Origin of the sequence: Shewanella sp. DNRA4, from assembly GCF_012843185.1 — a bacterium.
Taxonomy (GTDB): domain Bacteria; phylum Pseudomonadota; class Gammaproteobacteria; order Enterobacterales; family Shewanellaceae; genus Shewanella; species Shewanella xiamenensis.
Genome location: NZ_JABAIP010000016.1, coordinates 82,339 through 98,413, shown reverse-complemented (window position 1 = coordinate 98,413; position 16,075 = coordinate 82,339). Strand labels below are relative to the sequence as shown.

Annotated in this window: 11 protein-coding genes; 3 read left to right on the top strand and 8 right to left on the bottom strand. The window is 47.0% G+C overall.

All coding sequences use genetic code 11. From position 1 onward, the window contains the following. Positions 1–5 precede the first annotated feature (5 nt). On the bottom strand, positions 6–1,019 hold the full coding sequence (gene ansA, locus HG547_RS17350; RefSeq protein ID WP_037418865.1) for an asparaginase: 1,014 nt from the start codon (positions 1,017–1,019) through the stop codon (positions 6–8). 110 nt (positions 1,020–1,129) lie between these two features. Beyond that, on the bottom strand, positions 1,130–2,974 hold the full coding sequence (sppA, locus tag HG547_RS17345) for a signal peptide peptidase SppA (protein WP_169548532.1): 1,845 nt from the start codon (positions 2,972–2,974) through the stop codon (positions 1,130–1,132). Positions 2,975–3,139: 165 nt separating this feature from the next. Here sppA and HG547_RS17340 point away from each other — a divergent pair, with 165 nt between their 5' ends. Next, positions 3,140–5,158, top strand: coding sequence for an NADPH-dependent 2,4-dienoyl-CoA reductase (locus HG547_RS17340; protein ID WP_169548531.1), 2,019 nt, complete (start codon positions 3,140–3,142; stop codon positions 5,156–5,158). Positions 5,159–5,258: 100 nt separating this feature from the next. Here HG547_RS17340 and HG547_RS17335 read toward each other — a convergent pair whose 3' ends face one another. From HG547_RS17335 to ubiG, 6 genes are all read right to left on the bottom strand, one after another. Then, on the bottom strand, positions 5,259–5,714 hold the full coding sequence (locus tag HG547_RS17335; protein ID WP_248278761.1) for a nuclear transport factor 2 family protein: 456 nt from the start codon (positions 5,712–5,714) through the stop codon (positions 5,259–5,261). A 196-nt stretch (positions 5,715–5,910) separates the two neighbouring features. Further along, entirely contained in the window at positions 5,911–6,330 is a 420-nt protein-coding gene (gene yfaE / locus HG547_RS17330; protein WP_169548529.1) for a class I ribonucleotide reductase maintenance protein YfaE, read from the bottom strand. A 33-nt stretch (positions 6,331–6,363) separates the two neighbouring features. Continuing rightward, positions 6,364–7,494, bottom strand: a complete 1,131-nt coding sequence (nrdB, locus tag HG547_RS17325; protein ID WP_037418877.1) for a class Ia ribonucleoside-diphosphate reductase subunit beta — start codon at positions 7,492–7,494, stop codon at positions 6,364–6,366. A 61-nt stretch (positions 7,495–7,555) separates the two neighbouring features. Then, positions 7,556–9,844, bottom strand: a complete 2,289-nt coding sequence (gene nrdA, locus HG547_RS17320; RefSeq protein WP_037418879.1) for a class 1a ribonucleoside-diphosphate reductase subunit alpha — start codon at positions 9,842–9,844, stop codon at positions 7,556–7,558. Positions 9,845–10,289: 445 nt separating this feature from the next. After that, positions 10,290–10,964, bottom strand: coding sequence for an HAD-IA family hydrolase (locus tag HG547_RS17315; protein ID WP_055648352.1), 675 nt, complete (start codon positions 10,962–10,964; stop codon positions 10,290–10,292). Between the two features lies 1 nt (position 10,965). Beyond that, on the bottom strand, positions 10,966–11,676 hold the full coding sequence (ubiG, locus tag HG547_RS17310; protein WP_169548528.1) for a bifunctional 2-polyprenyl-6-hydroxyphenol methylase/3-demethylubiquinol 3-O-methyltransferase UbiG: 711 nt from the start codon (positions 11,674–11,676) through the stop codon (positions 10,966–10,968). Positions 11,677–12,060: 384 nt separating this feature from the next. Between ubiG and gyrA the strand changes: the two genes are divergently transcribed. Together gyrA and serC are read left to right on the top strand one after the other, a co-directional pair. After that, positions 12,061–14,823: a DNA gyrase subunit A gene (gene gyrA / locus HG547_RS17305; protein ID WP_037419047.1), complete on the top strand. Its 2,763-nt coding sequence runs from the start codon at positions 12,061–12,063 to the stop codon at positions 14,821–14,823. Positions 14,824–14,928: 105 nt separating this feature from the next. Beyond that, a complete protein-coding gene (gene serC / locus HG547_RS17300; RefSeq protein WP_169548527.1) occupies positions 14,929–16,026 on the top strand; it encodes a 3-phosphoserine/phosphohydroxythreonine transaminase in 1,098 nt (365 codons plus the stop codon). Positions 16,027–16,075 lie beyond the last annotated feature (49 nt).

Sequence of the window (16,075 nt, the reverse complement as noted above, 5' to 3'; positions counted from 1 at the left end):
GATCCTTAATCGGGGCTGAGCTCACCAACTAAGTTTTGCAACATAGCAGCCTTAATTTCGCTCGGTTTTAGGTTTTTCGACAGCAGATAATGTAACTTAGCCAATGCAGCCTCAATGGTCATATCTGCGCCACTGATCACGCCTGCTTTAGCGAGGGCATTTCCCGTTGCATAACCGCCCATATTCACCTTGCCTTGGAAACACTGAGTCAGGTTCACTAACACAATTCCCCGTTCATCCGCTTGCTTTAGGGTATCGAGTAATGCCGTATCTTGCGGTGCATTCCCTACACCAAAGGTCAGTAAAATGAGCGCCTTAACGGGTTGCTGCAGAATATTCTCAAAAATTTGCGTGGAGATACCTGGGTAGAGGGTGACCACACCGACAGGCTGAGGGCTGATATTAGCGACTTCTAACGGTTTATCGCTTGGCGTGGCAATTTTACCTGCGCGCAGATTAATTTTGATCCCCGCTTCAAGCAGTAAGGGGAAGTTTGGTGAGGCAAAGGCATCGAAGCCATCGGCGTGGGCTTTGGTAGAACGATTACCACGGAATAGTTTGTTATTAAAGAATAAACACACTTCAGCCACAGGATAATTAGCGGCGATATACAAAGAGTTGAGCAGGTTGGTTTGACCGTCGGATCTCAGCTGTGCCAATGGAATTTGTGAGCCAGTGACGATAACTGGCTTTGATAGGCCTTGAAGCATAAAGGATAAGGCTGATGCAGTATAGGCCATGGTATCAGTGCCGTGGAGGATCACAAAGCCATCGTACTTGTCGTAATTGGCCTTGATATCATCGGCAATCATTTGCCAGTCGGTCGGTGCCATGTTTGATGAGTCGATGAGCGGGCAGTACTCGTGGATCACAAACTCAGGCATTTCAGCATGGTAAAACTCGGGCATGGATTGGACGCATTGGGTCAAAAATCCTGCTACTGGTGCAAAGCCATTATCGGTTTTTTGCATGCCTATGGTGCCGCCCGTGTAGGCGACATAAATGGAGCGTTTAGTCATTCTTGTCGTTATCTTAGCTTCACGTGGGCTAATTATACGATTTTGCTGACATAAACCCAATAAAAAAGCCCGAGGGTTCGGGCTTTTGTGTCTTTCATCTTGAGTCTGCGCTAGTTTATCGCACAGCTGTCACAATACACATACACATGGTTAGGGTCATTAAAGGCCGCGATAGTCTTTAAGCTACCGGTCCATTGGCTCAGCATTTGCTCAAGCAGCGTTGAATGGCTGAGTGAAGCGGGTAAATAAGCTGACACTGAAGCAAACATTTGCTGCACAAAACGCTGCTCAGGCGTGAGTTCTTGCTCAATCACACGGGTATCGAACAGGCTTAAATCCGCCAGTTTTGCTGCTTTCGCGACAGCTTGGTCTATATCACCTAGTTCGTCAACTAAGCCTAATTCTAGAGCTTTTTTACCACTCCACACACGGCCTTGGGCGATGTTATCCACTTGTTCTAAGGTCATTTTTCGTTCCTTAGCCACCAGTGAAATAAAGTCTAAGTAGCCACGCTCAATATGGCGCTGGATTACCGATTCAATTTGTGGCGAGAGGGTGCGCGTGACTGATAAACCCGCCCATTCAGAGGTTGATACGCCGTCGGTATGGATGCCTAAACTGGCGAGTGAATCTTCGAAGGTGGTGATCATCCCGAAGATGCCGATAGAGCCCGTCAGTGTTGTTGGTGTCGCGAAGATATAATCGGCGCTGGCCGAAATCCAATAACCGCCCGATGCCGCAAGGCTACCCATACTCACGACTACAGGTTTACCCGCCGCTTTGAGAGCGAGTAATTCTTGGCGGATTTGCTCCGAGGCAAAGGCGCTACCGCCAGGGCTGTCAACTCGTAACACCAGCGCTTTAATATGTTTATCAAATCGCGTCTTACGAATGAGTTCAGCCGTGCTATCGCCACCAATCTGGCCGGCGGGTTGGCTGCCATTTAAAATAGTGCCGCTGGCAACGATAATACCAACACTGTCTTGCTCAACAAAGCTTGGCAGAGGTGTCACTAGGGTTAAATAGTCGTAAAAGCTGACCTGCTTAAAGCTGTCACCCGACTTTTCTTTACCCACGGTCTCAAGCATAACTTTGCGGAAATCTTCATCGGTCGCTAGGGTGTCGACCCATTTCATATTGAGGGCCATAGTCGCAGAATCGCCCTCAGCCTTATCGAGTTGCGCGAGGTAATTTGCCGAGTCCAAAACCAAAGCTTTGGTATCAATTTGGCGATTTGTTGCCACCGTTTGAGTGTAACTTTGCCAAACATCAGCGAGTAGGACGCTGCTGGCCTCTCTGGCCGCATCTGACATATCGTCACGCATATAAGGTTCTACTGCGGATTTAAACGTCCCAACACGGAAAATATGTGCTTTTATCTTGAGTTTTTCGAGGGCGGATTTGAAGTATTGGTTATACATACTTAATCCCTCAAGTGAGACGCTACCTTGAGGGTTGAGATAGATGGTATCGGCAAAACTGGCAAGAAAATATTGGTTTTGTTCGTAATAGTTACCAATCGCTACAACCTTTTTGCCGCTTTCTTTAAAACGATTTAAGGCGTCGCCAATGGATTGTAATTTGCTGATCCCCGCACGTTTTAGCTCTGCCAAGTCTAAGACTATAGTGCTTATCCTGTTATCGTGCGCCGCGTTATCAATCACATAGATAATATCCGCCAGTAGTATTTCGCCATCGCTGCTGCCGTTATTACCTTGCTTGAGTGCGGCTTCAAGCGGGTCGACCTGTTGTTTTTGATCAACAATCGATCCCGCAAGATTAAGTACCAGTGCCGAATTATCTTCGACCTGAATATCTTCACTACTGCCAATGACAATCAGAATCATGGCGAGGAGGCCAAAAAAGATCAGGTTAAGTATGAATTTACGGATCCCGTTAAGGGCGTTCCAAATGAATAAGCATATTCTCTTGAAAAACGATGGGTTAGCGGACATTAGCCACTCCTTTGCATATCGAATGTGCCAATGCTAACTGAAAATCTCTTTACTGGCTAAACACAATTGTAAAGGTTTTTAACTTTTAACCCGTTAGCAACAGTTGAGCTTACATTTGACTCAAGGTATGCTCATTTAAATCACTTGTTTAAAAAGGATGTTTGAATGTCGTTTCCCCATTTATTAGAACCCTTAGATCTGGGATTTACCCAGCTCAAAAACCGTGTGTTGATGGGCTCCATGCACACGGGGTTAGAAGAAGAAAAGGGCGGATTTGAGAAACTGGCAGCGTTTTATAAAGAGCGCGCGTTAGGCGGCGTAGGATTGATCGTCACTGGCGGAATTTCACCAAACCTACGTGGTCGATTGACTCCCCATGCTTGTCAGCTGAGTTTCCCCTGGCAAGTGGGCAAGCACCGCATTGTGACTCAAGCGGTGCATGAAGCCGGAGGTAAAATCTGTATGCAAATCCTGCATGCTGGCCGCTATGGTTATCATCCTTTTTCGCAGGCACCGAGTAAAATCAAATCGCCGATTACTCCCTTTACGCCTTCGGCCATGTCGAGCCGTCAAGTACGTGCCACCATTAAGGATTACGCCAGTTCTGCCGCCTTAGCAAAAAGAGCAGGGTACGATGGCGTTGAAGTGATGGGCTCTGAGGGGTATTTGATCAACCAATTTATCAGTTCCCGGACCAATACGCGCACCGATGAATGGGGCGGCAGTTTTGAAAAACGCGCGCAATTTCCGCTAGAGATTGTGAATGCCATTCGCGCCAAAGTAGGCAAAGATTTCATCATTATTTTCCGTTTATCTATGCTCGACTTAGTCGATAACGGCTCCACCTGGGACGAAGTTGTGCAACTGGCCAAATGGCTTGAGCATGCTGGGGTGTCTATTATCAATACTGGGATTGGCTGGCATGAGGCCCGCGTGCCAACCATTGCGACCAGTGTGCCCCGCGGCGCCTTTGCTTGGGTAACTGAAAAACTTAAGAAGTCGGTTTCAGTGCCCTTGATTGCCACAAACCGTATTAATACGCCTGAGATTGGCGAGCAAATCATCGCCTCTGGTCAAGCGGACATGGTATCTATGGCGAGGCCGTTCCTAGCTGATCCTGAGTTTGTGAATAAAGCGGCGGCCAATACGCCAGAGCTGATTAATACCTGTATTGGTTGTAATCAGGCCTGTTTAGATCATACCTTCTCTCTGAAACGTGCCACTTGCTTGGTCAATCCTCGTGCCTGTTATGAGACCGAAATAAACTTTTTACCTACCAATAAAAAGAAGCGAATTGCAGTGATGGGCGCGGGTCCCGCAGGCATGGCATTTTCGGTGTATGCAGCGATGCGTGGTCATGAAGTCGTGCTTTTTGAGGCGAAATCAGAGGTGGGTGGTCAGTTTAATCTGGCACGTAAAATCCCAGGAAAAGAAGAGTTTAACGAGACAATCCGTTATTTCCTCAATCAAATCAAACTGTATAAAATTGATCTGCGCTTAAATACCCGCTTGGATGCTAAGGTACTGGAAACCGAAACGTTTGATGAAATCGTCATTGCCTCGGGCGTGGTACCCCGCGAGTTGAGCTTGCCAGGATTTGATAGCCCCAAAGTGGTGGATTATCAGCAGGTACTGACGGGGCAAACTGCGATTGGTGACAAAGTCGCGCTGATTGGTGCTGGCGGTATTGGCTTTGATATGGCGCATTACCTCTGCGAATCTGAGTCGAGCACCCTCAATCCTGAAAAATGGTTAAAGCAGTGGGGCATAGACAAGCAATATCAGCATGCGGGTGGGTTAGCTGAGCCTGAAGTAGATAATAGCGATCACAGACAAGTTTATTTGCTGCAACGTAAGACCTCGAAGATGGGCCAAGGCTTAGGTAAAACCACCGGTTGGATCCACCGTTTAGTGTTAAAACAGCACAATGTGAAAATGAAAACCGGCGTCAACTATGAAAAGTTTGATGACGCTGGCCTACATATTCGGGTTGGTGAGCAAACTGAAGTGCTAGCTGTGGATAATGTGATCCTCTGTGCCGGACAAGAATCTAACCGCACCTTAGTCGATGAGATGAAAGCAACGGGCATTCCTGTGCACTTGATTGGCGGTGTCGATGTGGCCGCCGAGCTCGATGCAAAACGCGCCATTCGTCAAGGCGCTGAGCTTGCTATGCGGCTGTAGTTTTTAAGCGGTTTATCCTAAAAAATGCCTGAGTCAGACTCAGGCTTTTTTGTTGATTGATATGAAGATAAGCGCTTATCTATATGACTGGGCCATTTGCTTAGTTGGGTAAATGCCCATAACTGACGACTCTAGTGACTTGCCACTGGCCATTGGTGTGTTGCCAGACCATTAAAAATTTGGCTTTGCCGTCACAACTGCCAGTTTCTTGGCTGCAAAATTTATGTACACCCTCTGTTATCGCGCCAAAGTCCTTGATGGGATAGGCTTGAAAGCTCTCTTCAACCAGTGAGCGGGTGTATTTACCACAGGCATAGTTTTTAGTGTTGCTGATCATCGACTGGCGATCCCAAGTGACACCACCGTTGTCATGGTAAAACTCGACCTTATCTGCAAAGTAACTTTCGTGCAGCTTGAGTTGTTGCTCATCGGCACAACGATTAAATGAATCAAATACCTTACTATCCATGTCTTTCATTTCGGCAACGAGGTTATCTTCACTCGAAAATGCACTCATTGACACAAGCAGCAAGCTGATTGCGATTAACTTATCCATAGCTCTCCTTGGCATAAACTGGTCCACCTAATACAAAGTAAAAATAATTGGAAAGCAATAACATAATGATCTTTTGGCAAGCTAACAAGGGTGAGCGATAAAGCGTTTGGGAAGCTGTAAAGATGTTGTTTTTGCTAATCAGTAGGTGTTATGCAGGAGGATGTTTGTCAATAACAACCAATAGTAGACGACTCTGCTAGTCTTCGACCACTTCTTGCTGTGGCACGGCTTTTAGGTTGGCGGTTTTACGTGTAGATGTAGACTGAGCGCGGGTGTTGCAAGAATAGGTCACCACGGCAGCGCCTTCGGGCGATAAGTCGAGTTCTAAATCTTCGCTGGGTATACAGCAGCAGGGCAGGCATTCGTCGGCTTTGAGTTCGGCCAAAGGCTCGGTTATATAACTGACACGACCACTAAGCACTTTTGTTTTACAAGCACCACAAAAGCCACTACGACATTCAGAGAAAATTCTGACTTTTTTGGCCTCAAGAGCTTGCAGTAAAGAGCCGTGCTGCGGGGTAAATAGCAGCACAGGTTGCCCTTGCAGGCGCACAATGGGCGCCTTGGCAAAGGGATTATTCAATGGATGGCTCTTTAGCTGGTTCGACTTAGTCATTTCGTAATCTAGTCATTTCACAATCAAAAGTGATTAGAGATCGAAATCAAGAAATTCATCACTGTCGACGGCTGCATCAATTTGGCCGACCAGATAGGATGACACTTCCACTTCTTGTGGGGCCACTTGCACTGCGTCACTCTCTAGCCAGTTTTTCATCCATGGCAGTGGGTTAGTTTGTTCTGCATAAGGTAGCGGCAGGTTAACTGACTTCATCCGTTGGTTGGTAATGTACTCAACATATTGGCAGAGGATCTGCTCGTTTAGACCGATCATTGAGCCGTCTTTGAACAGGTATTTCGCCCATTCTTTTTCTTGTTCGGCGGCTTTTAGGAACAGGTTATAGGCTTCCTGTTGGCATTCTGCGGCAATCTCGGCCATCTCAGGATCGTCTTTGCCGCCCTGCATAATGGTTAAGATATGCTGAGTGCTGTTTAAGTGCAGCGCCTCGTCACGAGCGATAAGACGAATAATTTTCGCGTTACCTTCCATAAGCTTACGCTCAGCGAAGGCAAATGAGCAGGCAAAGCTCACGTAGAAGCGAATGGCTTCGAGCGCGTTAACTGACATCATGCACAGGTACAGTGCTTTTTTCAGGGTGCGGGTATTTACCTCTAAAGGCTCACCATCAATCACATGGGTGCCTTCACCGAGTAGATGATATGTCTGGGTTAATTTGATGAGGTGATCGTAGAACTCTGCAATGTCTGTGGCACGGCGCAGGATCTCATGGTTCACCACGATATCGTCAAAAATCACTGAAGGATCGTTGACGATATTGCGAATAATGTGAGTGTATGAGCGCGAATGAATGGTCTCGGAGAATGACCAGGTTTCAATCCAGGTTTCTAACTCAGGCAGTGACACCAATGGCAAAAAAGCTACGTTAGGCGAGCGACCTTGAATTGAATCGAGCAGCGTTTGGTATTTCAGGTTCGAAATAAAAATATGCTTTTCATGATCGGGTAGTGAGTTGTAGTCGATTTTATCGCGGCTCACATCGACTTCCTCTGGGCGCCAGAAGAAAGACAGCTGCTTTTCAATTAATTTTTCAAACACTTCATATTTTTGTTGGTCATAACGTGCGACGTTTACCGATTGTCCGAAAAACATGGGTTCACGGGTGGCATCGTTGGGTGTTTGGCAAAAAGTAGAGTAGGTCATGGTACGAGTATTCCAATAAGTCGGGATCCCATTGGGATCCCGCAACCGTTAACATTGAAGATTAGATTTTGCAAGCGCCGCCAGCACAGCCGTCATCTTCTTTCTCTATGTTGGTAATGTCATCGTGTTGATCCGATGCTCCATCGCGAGTGTTATGGTAGTACAGCGTTTTTACACCTAACTTGTAGGCATTGAGTAAGTCTTTTAGCAGGGTCTGCATTGGGACTTTACGGCCCTCAAAACGCGCTGGATCATAGTTTGTGTTGGCCGAAATCGCTTGGTCAACGAACTTTTGCATGATACCCACAAGCTGTAAGTAACCTTCGTTGCTTGGCATTTGCCATAACAGCTCGTAGTTGTATTTCAGCTCATCAAAATCGGGTACCACTTGCTTTAACTGGCCATCTTTACTGGCTTTCACACTGATCAAGCCGCGTGGCGGTTCGATACCGTTGGTGGCGTTTGAGATCTGTGATGAAGTCTCAGACGGCATCAGTGCAGACAATGTCGAGTTACGTAAACCATACTCTTTAATGTCGTTACGCAGCGCTTCCCAGTCTAAATGCAATGGCTCACTGCAAATCTTATCTAGGTCACGTTTGTAGGTATCGATAGGTAAAATACCTTGAGCGTAAGTCGTCTCATTAAATAATGGGCACGCACCTTTTTCTTTCGCCAGATTCATTGACGCTTTGAGCAGATAAAACTGAATCGCTTCAAAGGTCTTGTGAGTCAGATTGTTCGCGCTACCATCGGAGTACTTCATACCATTCTTCGCTAAATAGTTAGCGAAGTTGATAACACCAATCCCTAAGGTACGACGGTTCATCGACGAAATCTGCGCCGCTTTGATTGGATAATCTTGGTAATCCAGCAGGTTATCTAAGGCTCGTACGGCTAAATCAGCTAATGGCTCCAGTTCTGCTAAATCGGTAATTGTCCCCAGGTTTAATGCCGACAGTGTACAAAGGGCGATTTCGCCGTTTGGATCGTCAATGTTATTCAATGGCTTAGTCGGCAGAGCGATTTCAAGGCAGAGGTTAGACTGTCTGATCGGTGCAACTTTTGAGTCAAATGGACTGTGGGTGTTACAGTGATCCACGTTTTGAATGTAGATACGGCCCGTTGAAGCACGTTCTTGCATCATCAGTGAGAACAGATCCACCGCTTTTAATGTCTTTTTGCGAATGCTGCTGTCTTGCTCATATTGCAGATATAAACGCTCAAATTCAGCTTGGTCTTCAAAGAAGGCATCGTAAAGACCGGGTACGTCCGATGGGCTGAACAAGCTGATGTTTTCACCTTTGATCAGACGCTGATACATCAGTTTATTCAGTTGCACGCCGTAGTCTAAATGACGGATACGGTTATCTTCAACGCCACGGTTATTTTTCAGTACTAGCAGCGATTCAACTTCTAAGTGCCAAATAGGATAGAAGAGGGTAGCTGCACCGCCGCGCACGCCGCCTTGCGAGCACGATTTCACCGCAGTTTGGAAATACTTGTAGAAAGGTAAGCAACCCGTGTGGAAGGCTTCGCCACCACGGATTGGGCTTCCTAATGCACGGATACGACCGGCGTTGATACCGATACCAGCGCGTTGGCTCACGTATTTTACGATAGATGATGCTGTCGCGTTGATTGAATCCAAGCTATCGCCACATTCAATCAGTACGCATGAGCTAAACTGACGAGTCGGCGTACGCACTCCCGCCATGATAGGCGTTGGCAGTGAAATCTTAAAAGTCGATACCGCGTCGTAAAAATCTTTGACGTATTGCAGACGCGTAGCTTTTGGATAGCGGGCAAACAAACAGGCCGCCACCAGAATATAGAGGAACTGGGCGCTCTCATAAATCTCGTGGGTGACGCGGTTTTGAACCAGATATTTACCTTCAAGCTGTTTAACGGCTGCGTAAGAGAAGTTCATATCGCGCCAATGGTCGATATAAGTATCCATAATATCGAGTTCTTCGCGGGTGTAATCCTGCAGAATATGCATATCATACTTACCCAACTCTACCAGCTTAGTGACATGGTCATATAACTTGGGTGGCTCGAACTGACCAAAAGCCTTCTTACGCAAATGGAATACGGCTAAACGCGCAGCCAGAAACTGATAATCGGGTGACTCAGGGGAAATTAAATCCGCCGCAGATTTGATGATCGTTTCGTGGATAGCTTCGGTTGGGATCCCATCGAAAAACTGTAAATGCGTGCGAAGTTCAACTTCAGAAACAGAAACGTTTTTTAATCCCTTGGCTGCCCAAGTAATTACGCGGTGTATTTTGTCGAGATCAATTGTCTCACGTGCACCACAGCGTTTTGTAACTGTCATATTGCTATTCATTGAAGAGAGGCCTTGGTTCTGATATCTGTTCAGGTGAACTAAGTCACCGTACGTTTCCTTGTAAAACAATCAACCTGAAAACCCTTAATACTGTTGACTATGGTGAAAATAGTCGATTTAGCGGGGAACTTCTAGTGTGTCTGATTGCTACCTATACACAAGATATGGTGTTTTAAATAATCTGAGATACAAGATAGTGAGGTTTGCTATTATTTGCAAGTCTCAATTTAGGGGGTATCTTGTGGATATCTTGAGGATAAAAAAATGCGTTAGTAATGACTAACCCTGTAGCTCAAATTGAGATTAGCATGCGTCTGATATGGCGAATTTTTATTCCGATCCCGCAGTGTGATCGATCGCTAAAATAAGCAGCGATCACGATCGCGGGGATTGACCCATAGCGTTAATTCTATTAATAGCTATCAGCATGAATCCTGATTCGTGCTTATTTTGTTAACGCTTGGCTTAGTGCCGAATGTAAATTCGAAGGCGTCGTAAACTGTGCATAGGCAGGCCATGCATCGGGTGTATCGTCCTCGCCCAAATATCCCCACAGCGCTACACCGCCGAGCATGCCCGCCGCTTGGGCTGCGAGTAAATCCCGCTCGGCATCGCCTAAATAAAGGATTTGCTGTGGCTTGCACTGCAACTGCTGCGCGCCTAATAACATAGGTGCGGTATGGGGCTTAGGGTAACGGGTCGAATCGCCGCTGATCATCACTGGCATACGCGAGCTGAGCTTAAGTTTATGTAACAGGGGACGAGTAAAGCGGGCAGGTTTATTGGTGATGACTCCAAATGGCACGCGGCATAACTCGAGCCAGTCAAGCAGTGGGGAAATACCTTCAAACAATTGGCAATGGTCGCCATTGATCCTTTGATAGTGGGCAAGGAGTCCTTGCTGGACTTGGGTGCGTAGCACCTCATCTGCGCCTGGAATGGCCGCATCGACTAAGGCAAAGCTGCCATGGGAGGCGGCGCTACGCATGTCTGCAAAGGGTTTTGCTGCAATACCGACATCAGACAAACTGAGGTTAAGGGCCTGAACCAGATCCGGCGCGGTATCGGCAAGAGTACCATCAAGGTCGAATAAGACCCCTTTAACCTCAGCTAAACTCATCTCAATCTGCCTTTTGCGTTGCAATCATATAGTTTACATCGACCTTAGATGTGTACTTAAAAATCCCTGTTAACGGGTTATAAGTGATCCCAAGGGCGTCTTTGCAGATGAGGTCGGTGTTATCGACTAACTCAATCAATTCAGAAGGTTTAATAAACTTATTATGATCATGAGTGCCAATCGGTAACATCTTCAGTAGATATTCAGCACCGATAATGGTTTCGACAAAGGATTTAACATTGCGATTAATCGTGGAAAAAAACACAAAACCACCGGGTTTTACCATATCGCAGCAGGCTTGGATCACTGATTGGGGATTGGGTACGTGTTCGAGCATCTCCATGCAGGTCACCACATCATAGTATTCGCGGTGATCTTCCCTATGAGCCTCGGCGGTGTTTTTCACGTAATTGATGCTTATACCAGTTTCTAGCGCATGCAAGCGTGCAACTTCTAACGGTTCTTCACCCATATCAAGACCATCAACCACTGCACCGATGCGCGCCATACTTTCGGATAAAATGCCACCGCCACAGCCGACGTCGAGCACTTTTTTACCAAAAATCCCACCAGCAGTCTGATCGATATAGTTTAAGCGAAGGGGATTTAATAGATGCAGCGGTTTAAACTCGCCATTGAGATCCCACCAGGTTTCGGCCATACGTTCAAACTTTGCGATTTCCTGTGGGTCTACGTTGGTATTCTGTTGCATGCGATTACCTAAAGCGGCTGAATAGTGCGGCTATTATAACGACAATGGTGGATAAACACAGTATTGGCTGATTCTAAGTCTTTGTGGTTGAGTGAAATTTCAGCAATTATCATTAATTCTTAAACACTTTGTGAAGCTGAGCGGTTTTTCTGCTCGGATATTAATCAAGTCTTGGACTCAATTTCGCCATTAACAACGGATTTTATCGGGTTTAAAAGTGCAAATTGACAGTGTTTTCATCTATTAAGCCACATCCTTCTCAATTCGCGCAGGATAGGTCTGGCGACATTAAATAACTGTGTTAGAATGCCAAATCACGTTTTTGGGCCGCTCAATGATACGGATTATGCGTTGTCGGCTAATTTTCAGGGGAACGAGCAGTTTATGACTGATCTGGCATCATCTATTTCGCCAATTAATATCGAAGACGAACTAAAGAATTCGTACCTTGATTACGCCATGAGCGTCATCGTAGGACGTGCATTACCAGACGTGCGTGATGGCCTTAAGCCTGTACATCGCCGCGTGCTGTTTGCCATGAGTGAATTGAAGAACGATTGGAACAAGCCGTACAAAAAGTCTGCCCGTGTGGTCGGTGACGTGATCGGTAAATATCACCCCCATGGTGACTCGGCGGTATACGACACTATCGTGCGTATGGCTCAGCCTTTCTCACTGCGTTACACCTTAGTCGACGGTCAAGGAAACTTCGGTTCGGTTGACGGTGACTCTGCCGCGGCAATGCGTTATACCGAAATCCGGATGGATAAGTTAGCGCACCAGCTCCTTGCCGATCTTGAAAAAGAAACCGTTGACTATGTGCCAAACTACGACGGCACAGAACAAATTCCTGCGGTATTACCGACACGCGTACCTAACCTGTTGATTAACGGTTCATCGGGTATTGCGGTGGGTATGGCGACGAACATCCCACCACACAACTTAACGGAAGTGGTTAAAGGCTGTTTAGCGCTTATCGCCGATCCTGCGCTGTCGATTGAACAGCTCATGGAATATATTCCTGGCCCTGATTTCCCAACGGCGGCGATCATCAATGGCCGTAAGGGCATTATCGATGCGTACAAGACGGGCCGCGGCCGCGCCGTTATGCGCGCGCTGGCTGAAGTCGAAACCGAAGATAACGGCCGTGAACGTATTATCGTCACCGAAATTCCTTATCAGGTGAACAAGGCGAAACTCATCGAGAAAATCGCTGAGCTAGTTAAAGATAAGAAGATTGAAGGCATTAGCGGCCTGCGCGATGAGTCTGACAAAGACGGTATGCGCATCGTTATCGAAATTAAGCGTGGTGAAGTGGGTGAAGTTGTCCTGAACAACTTGTACGCACAAACCCAAATGCAATGTTCTTTTGGTATCAACATGGTGGCTTTGACCAATGGTCAGCCTAAGTTGTTCAACTTAAAAGAAATGCTCGAATGCTTTATCCTGCACCGCCGTGAAGTGGTGACTCGCCGTACCGTATTCGAACTGCGTAAAGCGCGCGAACGTGCCCATATTCTTGAGGCATTAGCGGTCGCGCTGGCCAACATCGACCCGATTATTGCGCTGATCAAAGCCTCGCCAACCCCAGCTGACGCTAAAGTCAAACTGGTTGAGCAGGGCTGGGCGCTCGGCCATGTACAGGGCATGCTTGAAAAAGCGGGGGATGATGCGGCGCGTCCTGAATGGTTAGAGCCAGAATTCGGTATCCGTGACGGCTTATATTATCTGACTGAGCAACAGGCTCAGGCGATTCTAGAGCTACGCTTACACCGTTTAACCGGTCTTGAGCACGATAAGATCATCGCCGAATACGAAGAGCTGCTTGAGTTCATCGCGGGTCTGTTGTTTATTCTGCGTAGCCCTGAGCGTTTGATGGAAGTGATCAAAGAAGAGCTGGAAGAAATTCTTGCTGAATACGGTGATGCTCGCCGCACTGTCATCAACGCCAATGAAATTGATATGAGTCTTGAAGACTTAATCAACGAAGAAGACGTAGTTGTGACTCTGTCACACTTAGGTTACGCCAAGTACCAACCGCTTAGCGATTACCAAGCCCAGCGCCGTGGTGGTAAGGGTAAAGCCGCCACTAAGGTGAAAGACGAAGATTTCGTTGAAAAACTGTTGGTTGCCAACACCCACGATACGATTCTGTGCTTCTCAGATTTTGGAAAAATGTACTGGCTCAAGGTATATCAGTTACCGCTGGCGAGCCGCACTTCCCGTGGTCGTCCGATTGTTAACTTGCTGCCGCTGGCCGATGGCGAACGCATTACTGCGATTCTGCCAGTGCGTGAATACGCCGAAGATAAGTACATTATCATGGCGACCTCTAACGGTACCGTGAAGAAGACTGCGCTGACAGCTTACAGCAACCCACGTGCTAACGGTATTATCGCTGTTAACCTCAAAGACGGTGACCAACTGATCGGTGTCGATATCACCAATGGTGATGATGAGATCATGTTGTTCTCGAACGAAGGTAAAGTGGTTCGCTTTAAAGAAGGCGAAGAAGTTGCAGTCCTCGATGAAAACGGCAACCCGGTGCTGGATGAAGAAGGCAATCCACAAATCAACTTCAAGGGCGTGCGTCCAATGGGCCGCGGTGCGACCGGTGTTCGCGGTATCAAGCTTGAAGAAGGCCAAAAAGTGGTGTCTCTCATCGTACCTAAGGGCGATGGCGCTATCTTAACCGTGACTGAAAACGGCTATGGTAAACGTACCGAACTGTCTGAATACCCATCTAAGAGCCGCGCGACCAAAGGTGTGGTATCGATCAAGGTGAGTGAGCGTAACGGTGCGGTTGTTGGCGCGGTACAAGTTGGCGGTAATGATGAAATCATGCTGATCAGCGACAAAGGTACCTTAGTCCGTACGCCGGCGAACGGTGTGTCTATCATCGGCCGTAACACCCAAGGTGTGACCATTATCCGTACTGCAAGTGATGAGAAAGTGGTTGGTCTGCAACGTATTGATGAGATCCAAGGCGACGAAGATGACGTCGAGCTGGATGAAAACGGTATGCCAATCGTCCCAGTTGTCGCTGAAGGTGACTCTGTTCAACAAGAGCCTTTAGAGGAAGAGGATGAACTGGAAGAAGAATTAGACGAAGACGAAGAGCTTGACGACGAGCAAGACGAAGACTAATTCGAGAGTATGAAAACGAGCGTCCAATTGGACGCTCGTTTTTTTCATGGCAACGTTTTATTTTATGAATTCTAATATCATGGTTTGTAAATAAGGAGAGTGGCAGTGAGCGCGATTTATAATTTCTGTGCAGGTCCTGCGATGTTACCCGCAGCGGTAATGAAAAAAGCACAACAGGAATTACTCGATTGGAATGGGCTAGGTGTCTCCGTGATGGAAGTCAGCCACAGAGGTAAGGAATTTATCGCGCTGACCAAGCAAGCTGAGGCGGATTTACGCGAGCTGATGCACATTCCACAAAACTATCATGTGCTGTTTATGCACGGCGGTGGTCGCGGTCAGTTCTCTGCCGTTGTGAATAATTTTTTAGGCAACCAAGGCCGAGCAATGTATTTAGTCAGTGGTCAATGGTCTTCTGCAGCATTAGCCGAAGCAAAAAAGCTGGCGGGCGACGCACAAATTGACAGCCTTAACATTGTTGAAAAACATAATGGACTCAATGCGGTAGTATTGCCTGAACTGCATAAAATTGATGCTGATTACCGTTATGTGCACTACTGCCCAAATGAGACAGTTGATGGTATCGAAATTTTTGATGAGTTAGACAGTCCATGGCCGATTGTCGCCGATTTATCGTCAACCATTATGTCGCGTGAAATTGATGTCAGCCGTTATGGTTTAATCTATGCTGGTGCACAAAAGAACATTGGTCCTTCGGGCTTATCCATCGTGATCGTGCGTGATGATATGTTGAAACTGCCGAGTTTAACCCAATCATCGATCATGGATTACCGTTTAGCGGTAGAGCATGACTCTATGTTCAACACCCCTCCAACCTTTGCTTGGTACTTAGCGGCGGAAGTGTTTGCTTGGCTCAAATCCTTAGGTGGTGTAGCCAGTATCGCGAAAATCAATCAGCAAAAAGCGCAAATGCTGTATGCCTGTATCGACGCCAATCCTTTCTATAAAAATGGTGTGGTGGCTGCGAACCGCTCACAAATGAACGTGACCTTTCAACTGGCGGATGAGTCCCTCGATGGCGCCTTCTTAAAAGAGGCCGAAGCGGCTGGCTTAGTGGCTTTAAAAGGGCACCGAATCGTCGGTGGTATGCGTGCAAGCCTATACAATGCAATGCCACTGGAAGGTGTTGCCGCGCTGGTGACATTTATGAATGAGTTTGCAGCGAAACATCACAAGATGTAGTCCGCGCTCGCCCAAGGCACATAAGTTTTAAGCTGTTATACGCAAAAGC